The following is a 15,548-nucleotide window of genomic DNA, read 5'->3' as shown; positions in this document are numbered from 1 at the left end:
GACACTGGAGACTGCTTGCATTTCAAGAGCAGTTGTCCAGACCGGCACTCAGGAGAAGCACCATGCGAAAGCTCATATTGCAGATGCAGATGTCCGTCGATGGCTATGTCTCGCCGGCCAATGGCAGCCTCGACTGGCAGGTCTGGGGTTGGGGCGACCGCTGGGCCTGGGACGACAAGCTGAAGACGTTCTTCAACCAGGTCTTCGAGGGCGTCGACACCATCCTGCTGAGCCGCAAGATCGTGGAAGAGGGCTACCTCGAGCACTGGGGCCGCGCCGCGAAGAACTATCCGGCCAACACGCAGTTCGCTTTCGCGCAGAAGGTGGCCGATGCGCAGAAGGTCGTGCTCACCGACAAGCTCAAGGCTTCGCGCTGGGAGCGCACCGTCATCGCGAGCGGTGGCCTGGCCGAAGAGGTGAATGCGCTCAAGCGGCAGGAGGGCAAGGACATCCTCGTCATCGGGGGTGTCGGGTTCGCGTCGTCGCTCGTGACCGAGGGGCTGGTCGACGAGTTCCAGTTCTTCGTCAATCCCACCGCCGTGGGCGCGGGGCGCTCGGTGTTTCACGACCAGCGCAAGGGGCACGCATTGCGTCTGCTCGGGTCGACTGGCTACGAATGCGGCGTCGTGGTCAACCGCTACGCGCCGCGGTGAAGGACAACGCGCCGCCCCGATACCAGCGCTTACCTGATTTCACCTGACGGCGACCTGAAGTGCGCCGGGCAGACACAACCGCGGCACACAATGAACTCGTCATCAACGCATGAAGGAGTTCCAGATGAACATCAATTCGAAGAGCATGGCCGTCGCTGCTGCGGCGCTCGCGATGTGCATGGCAGCGGGAAGCGCCTTCGCGCAAGACCGCCGCTTCGACGGACGGCCCGGCGACGGGCGTGACGATCGCAACGGGCGTGCCGAACAACGGCACGACAACGATCGGGGAGACCGCCATTTCGATCGCCGCGGTCCGCACCGCGACTACCGCGGCAACCAGGACTTCCGCGATGGCCGCCAGTTCGATCGCCGTGGCTTCCCGCAGCCGCATGCCGAATGGCGCCGTGGTGGCCGTGTGCCGGCCGAGTACCGGGGCCGCAACTACGTGGTGAACGACTACCGTGCCTATCGCCTGCAGCCGCCGCCCCGTGGGTATCAATGGGTCGGCGTGGGTGGTGACTACGTGCTCGCCGCCATTGCCACCGGCCTGATCGCGCAGATCATCGCGGGCCAGTAAGCCGTTCGCCCGGCCTCATGTGAAAGCCGCCACAGGTTGCTGTGGCGGCTTTTCTTTGTCTGGTGTTTGTCAGGCCAGCGCGGTGGACGCCGACTGGGCGCATACGTTGCGCCCGGTGATGGTGAGGCGAAGGCCGCCGCCGTGCCACTCGAGCCAGTTGAGGCCCACATACGCCTCGATGTCGTTGTCGTCGATGCGGTCGGCCTGGCGGCTCTGCAGGAGTTCCACCGTGGCGGGCAGCGCACGTTTCAACCGTTCTCGTCGCTCCGCCGCATCGGCCGCCTTCTGGGCGGCCCTGATTTGCTGTTGCTGCTGCTGCGGGGTCGATGCCATTGCTGATCCGTTCCGGAAGCCAAGGAATTAACCCGAATGTACGCCCCTTGTGTGAAGCCGTACGCTTTCTTTTGAGCCCTGCCGTTTTCGCAGTACCCGCCACGCAACAGCACTCGCGGCGGGGCTAGATTTCGTAGTGGGACGCCTTGACCTCGTCCCCCAGCGCCTTCTCGACGATGGCACGCGTCAGGGTCGGCGCGAATGACTCGATGAAGGCATAGACGTACTTGCGCAGATAGTTGCCGCGGCGCACCGCGAGCTTGGTGAGGTTGATGCCGAACAGGCGCCCCGCATCGATCGCGCGCAGCTGCGTGTCGCGCTCCGCCTCATAGGCCACGCCGGCCACGATGCCTACGCCAAGGCCCAGGGTCACGTAGGTCTTGATCACGTCGGCATCCATCGCGGCGAGCACGATGTTGGGCTGCAGCCCGCGCGCCTCGAATGCTTCGTCGATGCGCGATCGGCCGGTGAAGCCCGTGTCGTAGGTGATCAGCGGATAGCGCGTGAGCGCCTCCAGCGACAGTGGTGCGTCCAGCAGCGGATGGCCCGGCGGCACGATCACCGAATGCGTCCAGCGGTAGCAGGGCAGGGCGACCAGTTGCGGGTAGTCGCCCAGCGCCTCGGTGGCGATGCCCACGTCGGCCTCGCCGTCGATCAGCATCTGCGCGATCTGCTTGGGCGAGCCCTGGTGCAGGTGCAGTTTCACGTTCGGGAACTGCGCGCGAAATTCCTGCACGGCCACCGGCATCGCATAGCGCGCCTGCGAGTGCGTGGCCGCAATGGAGAGCAGCCCGCTTTGCTGCGCGACGAACTCCTGCCCCGCATGCCGCAGGTTGCTGCTCTCCAGCAGCATGCGCTCGATGATCGGCAGCACGTGGCCGCCCGGCTCGGTGAGGCCCGTGAGCCGCTTGCCGGCGCGCACGAAGAGCTCGATGCCGAGCTCCTCCTCGAGTTCGCGGATCTGCCGGCTCACGCCGGGCTGCGAGGTGTGAAGGGTGTGAGCGACTTCGGTCAGGTTGAAGCCGCAACGAACGGCCTCGCGTACCGAGCGCAGTTGTTGGAAGTTCATCTGGCGCCGAGGTGTCATCCGGACCCCGGAGTGGGCCCGACCGGCGATTCTCTGCAGAAGCGCTTATGCAGGGAACGATGCGTTTGTTGGTTTCACATGAGCAAAACATCTATACGTCATGCTTTTGCCTTGCGCTTGTGATTTCGCACGACTGTGCTAAAGTTGCGGCATGGACGCCAAGACCCAGAAAAGCGAACTCACCCGCGCCGCCATCGTCGGCGCCGCGCTGGACCTCGCGCTGGCCGAAGGCCTGGAAGCGATCTCGTTGCAGGTCATCGCGAGCCGCCTGGGGCTCTCCAAAAGCGGCGTGTTTTCCCGCGTGGGTTCGCGCGAGGCGCTGCAGAAGGCAGTCATCGAAGAGTACGGCCGTGGCTTCCTGGCCGATGTATTCGTGCCGGCCATGCAGAAGCCCAAGGGCCTCGCGCGCCTGAACGACATCGTGGCCCGCTGGATCGCCCGCACCCGCGACGTCGAGGCCCGGACCGGCTGCCTCTACGTGGCCGGCGCCTTCGAGTTCGACGACCGCGAAGGCGAGCTGCGCGATGTGCTCCTCGAGGAGATCACGCGCTGGCGCGCGGCCCTGCGCCGCACCGTGACGCTCGCCATCGAGGCCGGCGAACTTAAGGCCGACACCGAACCCGCACAGCTGGTCAGCGAGATCAACGGAATCATGATGAACCAGCTGCACGACGCGCGTTTCCTGCGCGACCCGCACACCGCCGACAGGGCTACGCAGACCTGGCAGCGGCTCCTTTCCAGTTACCTCGCCTGAGCCATCGGGCAGGTGGATTTGCCTCATCTTTCTTTGTCAGAATTTCGCACAGTCGTGCGATAAATAGGAGAAGCGTCATGCTGATCATTGCCCTTTGCCTTGCCATCTATGCCGTCGCCCTTGGCGTCGAAGCCGCCCGCGACACGCTTCGCAGCCTGCCCCGCAGCAACCGGGACTGGGTCTGGTACTGAGCCGCCAGGAGTCCCTGCAAATGACGAGCACTTCCGCCCCCACGACCTACTACGGCGCCAGCCGGCTGATGCGCGCGATGCGCTTCGGCCTCGGCGCATCGCAACGCCTCTGGCCCGCGCTGGGCGTGCGCGCGGCCTATCGGGTGTTCGGCACGCCGCTGCCGCCCAAGTGGCTGTACCGCGGCCAGCACCCCGGTGCCGACTGGCGCCACGAGGCCTGGTCCTTCGAGGATGCGAGCGTCGGCATCTACCACCTGGCGGCGCAGGACTCGGGGGCCGAATCCGCGCCGCTCGTGCTGCTGGTGCATGGCTGGGGCGGGCATGCGGGCCAGATGCTGCCGCTTGCGCAGGCGTTGGCTGCGGCGGGGCTTCGGCCGGTGCTGCTCGAGCTGCCGGCGCACGGCCGCAGCGAAGGCATGGCTACCAACGGCGCGCAGTTCGCGCGCGCCATCGATTACGTTACCGCCCGGCTCGCCGCGGACGGCCGTGCGTTGCGCGCCGTGGTCGCGCATTCGCTGGGGGCCAATGCGCTTGCCTACGCCGCAGGGCGCGGGCTGCCGGCCGAGCGCATCGTGCTGCTCGCACCGCCCGCTTCGCCACGCGAATACACGCGCTACTTCGCGCATGCCTTCGGCCTCAGCGAGCAGACGCGCGCCGCGATGCAGCGGATGTTCGAGGCGCGCGAAGGCGTGCTGATGCCGCAGTTCGAACCCGCGCTCGCCGGCCCGCGCATCGCGCAGCCGGCGCTGATCGTTCATGACCGCGAGGACCGCGTGAACCGCTTTGCCGATGGCGAGGCTTATCGCGATGCGATTCCCCACGCGCAGCTCGTCGCCACGCAGGGCTGGGGCCACCGCCGCATCCTCAAGGAAGAGACCGTGCTTGCACAGGTCACGCAATTCCTGGTGCAGCCTTCCGCGGTCATGTGAGCGTGAAAAGGCGCCTCTAAACTGGGCGCTACCCATGGCCTTCGTCATGGACGACACACGCACCGACCACACATGGGCAATCGTTCCTGGCTCTATCTCGAACACCGTCTTTCCGACGTCGGCGATGGCGCTGACAGCGAAGAGGCATCGGCCAACGAAATCGCCGAAGCCAACAACAACTTCCCCGTGCTCTGGCAGCTCCTGCTGGCCGACGGCGCGGCCAGCGACGCCATCGACCACCAGCGCGTCTTCGGAGACGCTGGAACCGACAACCTCGCCAGCGATGCGCATGCCGCGCTTGCGCGCATCCGGCAGCTGCACGCCTTCGTGGAACGGCATCCGATGCTGCACACGCTGCCGCAGATCGCGCTGCAGTTCGAGGCGCTGGCCCTGCACCTGGCCGAGCTGATCGACGAGCTGCCGGCCGACAGCGCGCCGCGGTTTTCCGCCAACCTCGACGAGCTGTCCTGGATGGGTGGCGACGCCGAAGGCGAGGGCTTCATCGAACGCAACCGCCGCGAGTGCAACGAGCGATGGACCGAGGTGCGGCGCTGCATCGACAGCGGCAACCACCCGGGCGTGGACGTGGCGCTCGGCATCAAGCGCTTCGCGGACTGGGAATCATGGGCCTGGCAGTTCGGCTTCGGCGGCCTGTCGCATCCGTATTTCGACGGCTACGAGGCGCCGCGCGACGAGCGCTTTGCCGATTTCGAGCCGGAAGAAGACGACGACGAAGACGGCCATGAGCGCCCCGACTGGGACAACCACCTGGGCGGCGAACTCTGGCGTTTCGAGGTCGACGGCCGCTGGGGCGTGATGCGCATCGCGCACGACGACGACGGCACCAGCCATCGCACCACCGTGGTCGAGCCTGCGTGGGACGACATCCGCGACGCCGGCGGGAGCGATCGGCGCCTGCTCTGGATCTCGCAGGGCGAGCGCTCCGGCCTGCTGCTCGCCGACGCCGAAGCGCCGCGCGTGCTGCTCGAACCGCAGCTCGACGAGGCCTGGGCCTTCGAGGACGACATCGCCACGGCCCTGGTCGGCGACCACATCGGCCTGCTGCGCGCCGACGGCAGCTGGCTGCTGGCGCCCTCGGTCGACGAGGTCTGGAGCTTTGTCGAAGGCTGGGTGCGCGCCCGCGTGGGCGAGCGCATCGGGTACATCGACCTGCAGGGCCAATGGGCCATTGCGCCGCAATTCGAAGAGGCTGAAGACTTCACGCCCTTCGGCCTCGCCCCCGTGCGCGGCGACGAGGGCGGCTGGGGGCTGGTGCGCGCTGGCGGCGACTGGGCCGTGCCGCCGGCTTTCGACAGCCTTCAGTGGCGCCACGACTGGGAGGCCTTCGAAGCTATGCGCGACGGCAAGAGCGGGTTGCTCGATGCGCAAGGCCGTGTCGTGATCGAGCCGATCTACGAGCAGGTCGACCTGCTCGAGGAATACCCCATCGAGTTCCTGACGAGCGAAGACAACGATCCGGCGAACGAGCGCAGCGCCGAGACCCGGCCGAAGCGCTTTGCCGTGGAGCGGGCCGACGGCCTGTGCGGTCTGATCGATGGGCAGGGCCGAGTGCTCGTGCCCTTCGACTACGGCCGGTTCGAGACCCTGGAACCTCTGAGCGGCCAGGAGCGCGCCCACGCCATGGTCCGGCGCGACCTGGTGCGCGTGGCGTCCAAGGGCGGGCGCACGGCGAAGAACGCGCCGTGGCTGCGCGGCATCTACGACGTGGCCGCCGGCCGCGAGCTGGTGCCTTGCCGACATCGCACGCTCCAGCCGCTGGCCTGGGGCACGCAGGACATCGGCTGGCTGGTCGCCGATCCGGCGCCGCGCGGCGCGAAGGTCGAGAAGGGACAACTCGCCGTGGGTGTCCTGCGCGCCGATGGCGCCGTGCTGCACCCGCAGGCCTATCCGTGGATCTCCACCGCGGTGTCGGTCTCGGACGGCTGGCTTGCCGCGGTGGTCCGCTCGGAGCTGTGCAAGCGCTGGGGCGCCGGCGAGCCGGTGAAGGCTGTGCGCAACGACACCGGCCTGTACGTCTGGCTGCATGCCGACGGCCGCGAGCAGCCGCATGCCGAGCGCATGGCGGCGCGCCATGCCGCCGGCGACCTGCAGGCCGCCTACGAGCTGGCCCGCCATCTGCGCGACGGCGAGGGCGTCGAGGCCGACCCGCGCGAAGCCCTGCGCTGGATGGCGCGCGCCGCCGGCGTGCGCGCGCCCGGCGACGCCCCCTCGACCGCGTCACCCGACGGCCTGCCCGTGGCGATGTGCGAGCTCTCGAAGATGCTGCGCTGGGACACCGCGGGCCTCGGCGCCGACGCCCCTCTGGGGCGCGCGTGGCTGCTGCACGCCATCGCCCATGGCGGCGCGGACGACGCCGCCACGCAGGCCCAGCTCGGCTACATGCTGTGCGAAGGCGAGGGTGGCGAGCGCGACCTGGAAGGCGGCGTGCGGCACTACGAACTGGCCGCCGAGAAGAACAACACGATGGCGCTCTACAACCTAGGTCTGGCGCACAAGCTCGGCGAACCCGGGGAGCCCGACCTCGCGCGCGCGATCGGCTACTTCCGCCGTGGCCACGAAGCCGGCGACACCAGCGCCACGATGCAGCTCGGCCGCACGCTGTGCCTGCATGCAGGGGCGCTGGCTGAACAGGGCCACGGAGAAGCGGAAGTGAACGTCCTGTATGCCGAAGCCCTCTACGCGCGGCAGAAGGTGGCGGAGGACAGCACCCAGCGCGAACAGGGCTGGGCCTGCTACGAACTGGGCTGGATGCGCTTTCGAGGCCAGGGCGCGCCGGAAGACGCTGCCGCCGCCGAGCGCTGGCTGCTCGCCGGTGCCGCGCTCGACGACTGCGAGGAGAACCTGGAGAGCCAGCGCGCCTGCATGGAGGTTCTGGCGCAGACCTTCTACGGTGACCCCGACAGCCCGCTCTTCGACGAGGACAAGGCCCGGGAGTGGACACAACGCCTGCTGGCGCTGCCCGCTACCACGTCGGATGCACCGGCGTGAACACCGGCCTGAACAGGTGCCGCCTGACGATCTCGCCGTAGCCCCGGTAGTAGAAATTGCCGTTCGCAGCCAGCACCTCCGCGCGGTGCCGCCGGAAGTACACCGGGATCTCGTACCACGGCATCGTCGGCGCGCGGTGGTGCACGTGGTGCAGGTTGTTGAACAGGTACAGCAGCCCGAAAACCAGGTTCGACTCGACGATGGCCACGCGCTCGTGCGGCGTATCGGCCCAGCGGTGCTCGGTGAAGGTGCGCAGCGAGCCCAGCATCAGCCCGGGATAGACGAAGTACAGCAGGTACTCGCCGATCCCCATGCCGCAGATCACCGTCACGTAGTACAGCACCGGGGCCACGCTCAGCACATGCCAGCCCCAGGTCGGCAGCCGCGAGAAGTTGCCCGACAGCAGCTGTGCGGATTCGAAATGCGCCAGCTTCCACAGCCACAGGAAAGGCCCCAGCACGACGCGGAACGCGATCGTCTGGTTCGCCATGTAGATCCACCGCCAGACCGGTCCGTAGCCCGCCCATGCGGGCGCCGAGTGGTAGGCGCTCTCGTTGTCGCGTTCCGGATGCGTGAGGTGGAAATTGACGTGGTGCGAACTGTGCCCGCGGTTGTAGAACGGGTACGGCAGCCACAGGTTGAGCGGCGGCCACACCACCGCATGGCGCAGCCACTTCGGCAGGTGGCGCATCGCGTGGATGCTCTCGTGCTGCAGCGACGAATGCAGCTGCGCCAGAAAGGCGCCCAACAGGAACAGCGCCCACCCCGGCAGCGCGGCATGCCACCACAGCAACGCCGCCCAGGCGATGTACAGCGCGGCGGCGAGCAGCAGCGTCGGCGCCTCGTAGTGCCACCACCAATGCGGGCGGCGCGTGCCGGACGGGGCGCGCGTCGGTGCGGTGGATGGTTGGGCAGTCGATGTCATGGGCGGACGACTCAAAGGACTGCGATCCTAGGTATGAAGAAGCCGTCTGCATGCGCGTTTTTCGCATAAGGATGGATGCGAAATTTCGTTTCCGTGCCGGCCCGCTGCGGCCTACGCTCGACGGCTTCGCTGCGCCGTACCCTCGCCGTCCTCATGACCACCCGTTTCCCCTTTTCTCGCCGTGCCCTGACATGAGCTGGACGCCGAGGAAACCCATTGCCCCCATCGAGCTGCAGGCCCTGCTGCTGGCCGAGCCCGTGGCCGAACTCTCACTGCTCGATGTGCGCGAAACCCGCTGGTTCGTGCAGCGCCATCCCAACCTCGCGCGCAACGCGCCGCTCAGCGGGCTCGAACTGACGATCGGCGCGCTGGTGCCCCGGCGCTCCACATACGTGGTGCTCTACGACGACTACAACGCGCCCGACGGTGCCGCGCAGGCCGCGTCAGCCTTGCTCGCGCGCCTGGGCTACACGGACGTGCGCACGCTTGACGGCGGCCTTCAACGATGGGTGAGCGAGGGCCTGCCCGCCATCGACGGCTACGGCACGCTGGTCAAGGCCTTCGGCGACCGTGCACGCCTGCACTACGGCACACCATCCCTTCCCATCGACGCCCTGCGCGCACGCCAGCGCGAAGGCCTGCCGACCACGCTGGTCGATGCCCGGCCACGCGCGGAATTCGAGTTTCTTTCGCTGCCCGGCGCGCGCAGCCATGCCGGCACCGAGCTCGCGCTACAGCGCTTCGAGTCTCGCGATGCGGAGCATGTCTGGGCGATCAACTGCTTCAGCCGCACGCGCGGCATCATCGGCGCCACCACGCTGCGGCTGCTGGGCCGTGCGCCCGATGCAGTGTTCGTGGAGGACGGCGTGATGGCCTGGGGCCTGCAAGGCGCACCGACGGTGCAGAACGCCGAACCCGGGGACGAATTGCCGCCGGAATCACCCGAGGTCCTGCGCCGCATCGCCGACGAACTGCTCGAGCGCTTCGCCCTTCCTGTGGCCGATGCCGCGCAACTCGCCAGCTGGCGCACCGACGACACGCGCACGCTCTACATCTTCGATGTGCGTCCCACCGCGGATACGGCCTTCGCGGACACGACGGTGCAGCAGGTGCCCGGCGGGCAGTTGTTCATGCATTTCGAGAACCTCGTGGGCACGCGTGGCGCCCGCATCGTGCTGATCGACGATCCGGCGCATCGCCTGCGCGCGGCGGTCACGAGCTTCTGGCTCACGCAGCTCAACCAGGCCGAGGTATTTGTGTACGACGGCGCCCTGTCGCCGGAACAGGTCCCGCCAGCGCCCGCAACGACGGTGACGAGTGCACCTCCACCCCTGGACCCCGAAGCACTGGCGCAACTGCGCAGGAACGGCGCGGTCACGGTGATCGACGTCGGCGCCAGCCTCGACTACGAACGCGGCCACCTGCCCGGCGCGCTCTACATGCTGCCGGCTTCGCTGGGTCCGCTGGCCTCGCACGCCGCGACGGGCCGCACGCTGGTCTTCACCTCGCCCGACGGCGCGGCCGCACGCCGCGTCGCGCGCGATGCGCAACAGCGCTGGCCGGGATCGGGGGCGGTGTTCACCTGGCTCCAGGGTGGAACCGAGGCCTGGAAGGCGTCAGGACGGCCGCTGTCGACTGCGTTCGTCCCGGCCCAGCTCCTCACCCCTTTCGACGACGACTGGGGCTCGGTCATGCGCGTGTTCGGCCCGCGCCGCGATGCGGCCTGGGCCGACTACCTTGCCTGGGAGCGGGCGCTGGCCGAGCGGGTGCTGCAAGACCCGTCGGTGCGCTTTCGTTTCTTTCCTACCGCGCAGGCGCAGGGTCGGGCAGCTCGATCTTGATGTCGAGCACTTCGAGGTTGTCCTGGGTTTCCAGGTGCACCTTGATGTCGTCGGGATTGATCGACACGTACTTGGAAATCACCGCCACCAGCTCGCGCTGGAGTTCGGGCAGATAGTCGGGGCGCTTCTTGCCGCTGAGGCTGGAGCGCTCGTGCGCGAGGATGATCTGCAGGCGCTCTTTCGCAACGCTCGCAGTCTTCTTCTTCTCGCCAAGCAGGAACGAGAGAAACGACATGCCTACTTGCCTCCGAAGATCCGCTTGAAGAAGCCCGGCTTCTCGGCGTCGACGAAGCGCATCGGCTTCTCTTCACCGAGAAACCGCGCCACCACGTCGCTGTAGGCCTGCGCCACATCGGTGTCCTTGTCGTGGATCGCGGGCACGCCCTGGTTCGAGGCATGCAGCACGCTTTCCGACTCGGGAATCACGCCGATGAGCTTGATGCGCAGGATGTCCTGGATGTCTTCCAGCGAAAGCATCTGGCCGCCCGCCACCCGGTTCGGGTTGTAGCGGGTGATCAAGAGGTGCTCCTTGATCGGCTCGCTGCCGTCCTTGGCCCGCTTGGTCTTGCTGCTGAGCATGCCCAGGATGCGGTCCGAGTCGCGCACCGAGGAGACCTCGGGGTTGGTCACCACCAGCGCCTCGTCGGCGAAGTGCATCGCCATCATCGCGCCGGTCTCGATGCCGGCGGGCGAGTCGCAGATGATGTATTCGAAGTCCATCCCGGCCAGGTCGCTGAGGATCTTCTCGACGCCTTCCTGCGTGAGCGCTTCCTTGTCGCGCGTCTGCGAGGCCGCCAGCACGAACAGGTTGTCGCACTGCTTGTCCTTGATGAGCGCCTGGCTCAGGTTGGCCTCGCCCTGGATCACGTTGATGAGGTCATACACCACGCGGCGTTCGCAGCCCATGATCAGATCGAGATTGCGCAGGCCCACGTCGAAGTCGATCACGGCCGTTTTCTTGCCCGCAAGCGCGAGGCCCGATGCGAAGCTGGCGCTCGTGGTCGTCTTGCCGACGCCACCCTTGCCTGAGGTCACCACCACAATTTTGGCCATGGCCATTCCTTCTTGTTTCGATTCTGTTGTTGGTTTCAGAGCGCCGCGTCCGTCAGGGGATCGCGTCGATCACTAGCTTTTTGCCGTCGAGGCGCACTTGCGCCGACTTGCCCAGCACCGCATCCGGCAGCGGCACCTCGTTGGTGCGGTAGATGCCGGCGATGGCCACGAGCTGCGCTTCCATGCAGGTCGAGAAGATGCGCGCCTCGGTGTTGCCGCGCGCGCCCGCAATCGCCTTGCCGCGCAGCGGCGCGTACACATGCACGTTGCCGTCGGCGATGACTTCGGCGCCGAAGCTGACCACGGCCGTCACCACCACGTCGCCGCCTCGGGCGTAGACCTGCTGGCCCGAGCGCAGCGGCTTGTCGATCAACAGGGTGCCGTTGGCCGGCACCGGCACTTCGCGCACGATCTGGGGGGCTTGCGTCGCGGCCGGGGCCTCGGCCGGCGGGGCGGGGGCCCGGGGCGCGGGCGCTGCGGGCATGGCAGCCACCGAAAGGCCGGCCTCGCGCGCCGCGGCGTTCTGGGCGGCATTGCCGCCGCGCACCGCAATCGGCTGGGTCTGGTGGCGCGCCAGCAGGCTGCGCAGGGCCGCAAAGTCCAGCTGGGCGGTGGCTTCGCCTTCCTCGTCGTGCTCGGGCAGCTGCGAGAGGTCGATCACCACCGGCTCCTGCTCGAAGAAATCGGGCGAGTCGGCCAACTGGGCGTCGAGCGCCTCGGCCAGCACGTCCAGGTTGGACGTCTTGAGGATCACTGCGATCAGCGGCAGCGTGGCGCTCTTGAATTCGAAAACCGCCTTGGTGCGCGCGGCGGAGACATCGGCCATTGGGAAAACGTCGGTGCGAAAAGCGTTGGAGTCTAACGGGCGCGGGCTTCCGGCCGGTGACCGGCCCTGTCTTCAACCGCTCTGGACAACACTTCTTGCACGACGTTTCACTTTCGAAAGCTCAGGCGTTGCGCGATCTGCCCAGCAGTGCGTAGAGGATGATCGCCCCGAAAGTCGCAGTCCCGATGCCGCCCAGCGCGAAGTCGCCGAACTTCAGCGTGAAGTCGCCCGTGCCGATGATCAGCGTGATCGCCGCCACGATCAGGTTCTTGTTCTGCGAGAAGTCGACCTTGTTGTCGACCCAGATCTTGGCGCCCGCGATGGCGATCAGCCCGAACACCACGATGCTCACGCCGCCCATCACCGGCAGCGGAATCGCCTGGATCAGCGCGCCGAACTTGGGGCTGAAGCCCAGCACCAGCGCAATGACGGCCGCCACCACGAACACCGCCGTCGAGTAGATGCGCGTGGCCGCCATCACGCCGATGTTCTCGGCATAGGTGGTCACGCCCGTGCCGCCTGCTGCGCCGCTCACCACCGTGGCGATGCCGTCGCCGATGAAGGCGCGGCCCATGTAGGGGTCGAGGTTGCGGCCGGTCATGGCCGTCACCGCCTTCAGGTGGCCGAGGTTTTCCGCCACGAGGATGATTGCCACGGGCGCGATCAGCAGCATTGCGTTGGCGGTGAACACCGGCGTGGTGAAGGTCGGCAGGCCGAACCAGGCCGCGTTGGCGATGCCGCTCAGGTCCACCGGCTTGCCCATGCCCAGGATGTTCGTGAGCACCGCATAGACGACCGTGGCCAGGATCAGCCCGACCAGGATCAGAAGGCGCTGCAGCATGCCCCGCGCGAACACCGCCACCAGCCCCACACAGAGGAAGGTCACGGCCTGCATCCACGAATCGAAATTGCTGGCCGCCATGTTCTTGATCGGCACGGCCGCCAGGTTGAGCCCGATCACCGCCACCACGGCGCCCGTGACCACGGGCGGCATGAAGCGCTCGATCCAGCCCGTGCCGATGGCCTGCACCAGCGCCCCGATGAGGATGTAGACCACCCCGCAGGCCACGATGCCGCCCAGCGCCACCGCGATGTTGGCGTTCGGCCCCTTGCCCGCATAGCCGCTGGCCGCGATCACCACGCCGATGAACGCGAAGCTCGAGCCCAGGTAGCTGGGCACCTTGCCGCCGGTGACGAAATAGAAGATCAGCGTGCCGATGCCGCTCATCAGGATCGCGATGTTGGGGCTGAAGCCCATGAGGATCGGCGCCAGCACCGTGGCGCCGAACATCGCGATCACGTGCTGGATGCCCATCGCGCCGGTCTGCAGCCAGGGCAGCCGCTCGTCGGGGCCGATGACCGCGCCGTTGGCCAGCGCGGACGCGGGTCTTTCTGTCCACTTGAACATGTCTTGTCTCCTCTTGTTGTCGATGGGGCGTGATTGTGGTCGATGAACCCCGCACTGAACACCCGCCAGAGAAGAAGGAACGGCAGGCATCCGGCCCGCCGCGCGCCGCTCAGCGCGGCTGCAGTACCGCCATCGTGATCCGCGACACGCAGGTCAGCTCGCCGGCCTCGTTCGTCAGGTCGATCTGCCATACCTGCGTGCTGCGCCCCCGGTGCACCGGCCGCGCGGTGCCGATGACCCAGCCGCTGGTGACCGAGCGGATGTGGTTCGCGTTGATGTCCAGGCCCACGGCGCGATCGCCTTCGGGGGCCGAGTAGTGCGCGCCGCAGGAGCCCAGCGTCTCGGCCAGCACCACCGACACGCCGCCGTGCAGGATCCCGTAGGGCTGGCGGGTGCGTTCGTCGACCGGCACGCGGGCGCGGATGAAGTCGTCGCCCACCTCCAGGAACTCCATGCCCAGCGTGGACACGGCCGTGCCGACGTGGTTGCGGGTCAGTTCTTCGACCGAGATGTCTTTCTTCCAGATACGCATTCGTTTGTCTCCGGTACAGGGGGTTCGGGAAACTATAGCGACGGCGGCTGACAACCGCAGTCGCCTTTGCGTGCTAACTTGGGCCGATGAAGCATCCCGTTCGACGTTGGCTCCTCGGCATTGCCGCAGCTCTGTTGCTGGGCGCCGGCGCGCTGGTGCTGTTCGTGAGCTCGCGCCTGCCCAGCGACGAGCAGGTGGCCGTGCGCATTTCCGAGGCATTCGAACAGCGCTTCGGCGTCGGTCTCAAGGTCGGCGGCGCCCACTGGGCGCTGCTGCCGACCCCGGTGCTCGTGCTCTCGGACATCGCCACCGACCAGCCGCGTCCGATCACCCTGCGCCGCGTCTCGGCGCAACTCAAGCTCCCGGAGCTGCTGCACCGCGTCATTGCCGTGGACGAGCTGGAGATCCAAAGCCTGGTGCTGCCGCGCGAGTCGGTGCGCGCCTTCCGCGGCAAGGGCCCCAAGCCGCAGGAGGGCCGCAACGTCATTGCGCTGCCCGCGCCCTGGACGCTGGCGGCCATTCCGCTGGAACAGCTGCGGTGGCGCGACGTGGTGTGGATCGACCGGCGCGACATCGCGCTCGGCTACGACGGCGAGATCGCCTTCGACACGGGTTGGCGTCCGCGCCAGGCCCGCGTGGAGCGCGCCGGTGCGTCGCCACCGGCCCGCCTGCGGCTGGACCGCGAAGCCGGGCAGGACCGCTGGCGCACCCGCATCGACGTGGGCGGCGGCACGTGGAACGGTGTCACCGTGTTCGAGATGCCGGCCGGCGGCAAGCTTCGCATCTCGGCCGAACTCGATCCGCGCGAGGTGGATATCCAGGGGCTGGTGCAGGCCTTCGACCGCCGCGCGTCGGTGGCCGGCAAGGTCTCGGGCCACACCACGCTCACGGTCGAAGCCGGGGAAGTGGGCGAGTTCATGCGCGCGTTGCACACCCGCACCACCTTCACCGTCAAGCCCGCCACGCTCACCAAGCTGGACATCGTCAAGGCCGTGAGCACCGTCGGCATCAGCCGCGGCGGCACCACGCCGCTGGACGAACTCACCGGCACGCTCGACACCCAGGGCACCGAGGACGGCACCGTGATGCGCTACACCAACCTCAAGGCGCGCTCCGGCGTGCTCACCGCGAGCGGCAACCTGCGGCTCTTCAATCGCAAGATGGAAGGCGACATCGCGGTGGATCTGGTCGACGGCGTGGTCGGCGTGCCGCTGAAGATCGGCGGCACCGTGAGCGACCCCGAGGTGTCGCTGACCGGTGGCGCGCTCGCAGGCGCGGCTGTGGGCAGCGCGGTGCTGCCGGGCGTGGGCACCGCCATCGGTGCGCGCATTGGGCAGCAGGTGGAAAAGATGTTCGGCGGCGGCGAGCCCGAGAAGAAGCCGGCGCCGAAGCCGCCGAAATCGTCCGGGCCGCCGGCATCGCAGCGCTGA

General features: G+C 67.8%; 15 protein-coding genes. 7 read left to right on the top strand and 8 right to left on the bottom strand.

Annotation, left to right across the window (positions count from 1 at the left end):
* Positions 1–62: 62 nt before the first annotated feature.
* Positions 63–653, top strand: coding sequence for a dihydrofolate reductase family protein (locus M2282_RS10965; RefSeq protein WP_280808823.1), 591 nt, complete (start codon positions 63–65; stop codon positions 651–653).
* A gap of 124 nt (positions 654–777) precedes the next feature.
* Positions 778–1,230, top strand: coding sequence for an RcnB family protein (locus M2282_RS10960; RefSeq protein ID WP_280808822.1), 453 nt, complete (start codon positions 778–780; stop codon positions 1,228–1,230).
* Between the two features lie 69 nt (positions 1,231–1,299).
* On the opposite strand, the gene M2282_RS10955 is transcribed toward M2282_RS10960, so the two are convergent.
* Positions 1,300–1,563: a hypothetical protein gene (locus tag M2282_RS10955; RefSeq protein ID WP_280808821.1), complete on the bottom strand. Its 264-nt coding sequence runs from the start codon at positions 1,561–1,563 to the stop codon at positions 1,300–1,302.
* 124 nt (positions 1,564–1,687) lie between these two features.
* Complete coding sequence (locus M2282_RS10950) at positions 1,688–2,632, bottom strand: CysB family HTH-type transcriptional regulator (protein ID WP_280808820.1); 945 nt, start codon at positions 2,630–2,632, stop codon at positions 1,688–1,690.
* Positions 2,633–2,801: 169 nt separating this feature from the next.
* Between M2282_RS10950 and M2282_RS10945 the strand changes: the two genes are divergently transcribed.
* The 3 genes from M2282_RS10945 (at position 2,802) to M2282_RS10935 (ending at position 7,533) form a co-directional block, all read left to right on the top strand.
* Positions 2,802–3,404 carry a TetR/AcrR family transcriptional regulator gene (locus M2282_RS10945; protein WP_280808819.1) on the top strand — a complete coding sequence of 201 codons (603 nt, stop codon included), beginning with the start codon at positions 2,802–2,804 and terminating at the stop codon, positions 3,402–3,404.
* Positions 3,405–3,615: 211 nt separating this feature from the next.
* Positions 3,616–4,524: an alpha/beta fold hydrolase gene (locus M2282_RS10940; protein ID WP_280808818.1), complete on the top strand. Its 909-nt coding sequence runs from the start codon at positions 3,616–3,618 to the stop codon at positions 4,522–4,524.
* A gap of 72 nt (positions 4,525–4,596) precedes the next feature.
* Positions 4,597–7,533, top strand: coding sequence for an SEL1-like repeat protein (locus tag M2282_RS10935; protein ID WP_280808817.1), 2,937 nt, complete (start codon positions 4,597–4,599; stop codon positions 7,531–7,533).
* Here the strand turns inward: M2282_RS10935 and M2282_RS10930 are convergent.
* Complete coding sequence (locus M2282_RS10930) at positions 7,508–8,458, bottom strand: fatty acid desaturase (RefSeq protein ID WP_280808816.1); 951 nt, start codon at positions 8,456–8,458, stop codon at positions 7,508–7,510. The genes M2282_RS10935 and M2282_RS10930 overlap by 26 nt on opposite strands.
* 191 nt (positions 8,459–8,649) lie before the next feature.
* Between M2282_RS10930 and M2282_RS10925 the strand changes: the two genes are divergently transcribed.
* A complete protein-coding gene (locus M2282_RS10925; protein WP_280808815.1) occupies positions 8,650–10,299 on the top strand; it encodes a rhodanese-like domain-containing protein in 1,650 nt (549 codons plus the stop codon).
* Here the strand turns inward: M2282_RS10925 and minE are convergent.
* The 5 genes from minE to M2282_RS10900 all read right to left on the bottom strand — a co-directional run bounded on the left by minE (position 10,262) and on the right by M2282_RS10900 (position 14,118).
* The gene (gene minE, locus M2282_RS10920; protein ID WP_013538543.1) at positions 10,262–10,534 is read right to left on the bottom strand and encodes a cell division topological specificity factor MinE; all 273 of its coding nucleotides are present in this window, start codon (positions 10,532–10,534) and stop codon (positions 10,262–10,264) included. The genes M2282_RS10925 and minE overlap by 38 nt on opposite strands.
* Before the next feature lie 2 nt (positions 10,535–10,536).
* Entirely contained in the window at positions 10,537–11,352 is an 816-nt protein-coding gene (minD, locus tag M2282_RS10915) for a septum site-determining protein MinD (protein WP_280808814.1), read from the bottom strand.
* A 52-nt stretch (positions 11,353–11,404) separates the two neighbouring features.
* Positions 11,405–12,178 (bottom strand): septum site-determining protein MinC, encoded by a 774-nt coding sequence (gene minC, locus M2282_RS10910; protein ID WP_280808813.1) that lies wholly within the window; start codon positions 12,176–12,178, stop codon positions 11,405–11,407.
* Positions 12,179–12,299: 121 nt separating this feature from the next.
* Positions 12,300–13,586 carry a solute carrier family 23 protein gene (locus M2282_RS10905; protein WP_280808812.1) on the bottom strand — a complete coding sequence of 429 codons (1,287 nt, stop codon included), beginning with the start codon at positions 13,584–13,586 and terminating at the stop codon, positions 12,300–12,302.
* 109 nt (positions 13,587–13,695) lie between these two features.
* Positions 13,696–14,118, bottom strand: coding sequence for a hotdog fold thioesterase (locus M2282_RS10900; protein WP_280808811.1), 423 nt, complete (start codon positions 14,116–14,118; stop codon positions 13,696–13,698).
* Positions 14,119–14,204: 86 nt separating this feature from the next.
* Between M2282_RS10900 and M2282_RS10895 the strand changes: the two genes are divergently transcribed.
* The gene (locus tag M2282_RS10895) at positions 14,205–15,548 is read left to right on the top strand and encodes a hypothetical protein (protein WP_280808810.1); all 1,344 of its coding nucleotides are present in this window, start codon (positions 14,205–14,207) and stop codon (positions 15,546–15,548) included.

Origin of the sequence: Variovorax boronicumulans, from assembly GCF_029892485.1 — a bacterium.
Lineage (GTDB): Bacteria > Pseudomonadota > Gammaproteobacteria > Burkholderiales > Burkholderiaceae_C > Variovorax > Variovorax boronicumulans_B.
This window is presented reverse-complemented; position numbering and strand designations above follow the sequence as displayed.

Excerpts from the sequence above, each read along its gene's own strand:
- M2282_RS10965 (WP_280808823.1), top strand. The coding sequence starts at position 63 with ATGCGAAAGCTCATATTGCAGATGCAGATGTCCGTCGATGGCTATGTC.
- M2282_RS10960 (WP_280808822.1), top strand. The coding sequence starts at position 778 with ATGAACATCAATTCGAAGAGCATGGCCGTCGCTGCTGCGGCGCTCGCG.
- M2282_RS10955 (WP_280808821.1), bottom strand. The coding sequence starts at position 1,563 with ATGGCATCGACCCCGCAGCAGCAGCAACAGCAAATCAGGGCCGCCCAG.
- M2282_RS10950 (WP_280808820.1), bottom strand. The coding sequence starts at position 2,632 with ATGAACTTCCAACAACTGCGCTCGGTACGCGAGGCCGTTCGTTGCGGC.
- M2282_RS10945 (WP_280808819.1), top strand. The coding sequence starts at position 2,802 with ATGGACGCCAAGACCCAGAAAAGCGAACTCACCCGCGCCGCCATCGTC.
- M2282_RS10940 (WP_280808818.1), top strand. The coding sequence starts at position 3,616 with ATGACGAGCACTTCCGCCCCCACGACCTACTACGGCGCCAGCCGGCTG.
- M2282_RS10935 (WP_280808817.1), top strand. The coding sequence starts at position 4,597 with ATGGGCAATCGTTCCTGGCTCTATCTCGAACACCGTCTTTCCGACGTC.
- M2282_RS10930 (WP_280808816.1), bottom strand. The coding sequence starts at position 8,458 with ATGACATCGACTGCCCAACCATCCACCGCACCGACGCGCGCCCCGTCC.
- M2282_RS10925 (WP_280808815.1), top strand. The coding sequence starts at position 8,650 with ATGAGCTGGACGCCGAGGAAACCCATTGCCCCCATCGAGCTGCAGGCC.
- minE (WP_013538543.1), bottom strand. The coding sequence starts at position 10,534 with ATGTCGTTTCTCTCGTTCCTGCTTGGCGAGAAGAAGAAGACTGCGAGC.
- minD (WP_280808814.1), bottom strand. The coding sequence starts at position 11,352 with ATGGCCAAAATTGTGGTGGTGACCTCAGGCAAGGGTGGCGTCGGCAAG.
- minC (WP_280808813.1), bottom strand. The coding sequence starts at position 12,178 with ATGGCCGATGTCTCCGCCGCGCGCACCAAGGCGGTTTTCGAATTCAAG.
- M2282_RS10905 (WP_280808812.1), bottom strand. The coding sequence starts at position 13,586 with ATGTTCAAGTGGACAGAAAGACCCGCGTCCGCGCTGGCCAACGGCGCG.
- M2282_RS10900 (WP_280808811.1), bottom strand. The coding sequence starts at position 14,118 with ATGCGTATCTGGAAGAAAGACATCTCGGTCGAAGAACTGACCCGCAAC.
- M2282_RS10895 (WP_280808810.1), top strand. The coding sequence starts at position 14,205 with ATGAAGCATCCCGTTCGACGTTGGCTCCTCGGCATTGCCGCAGCTCTG.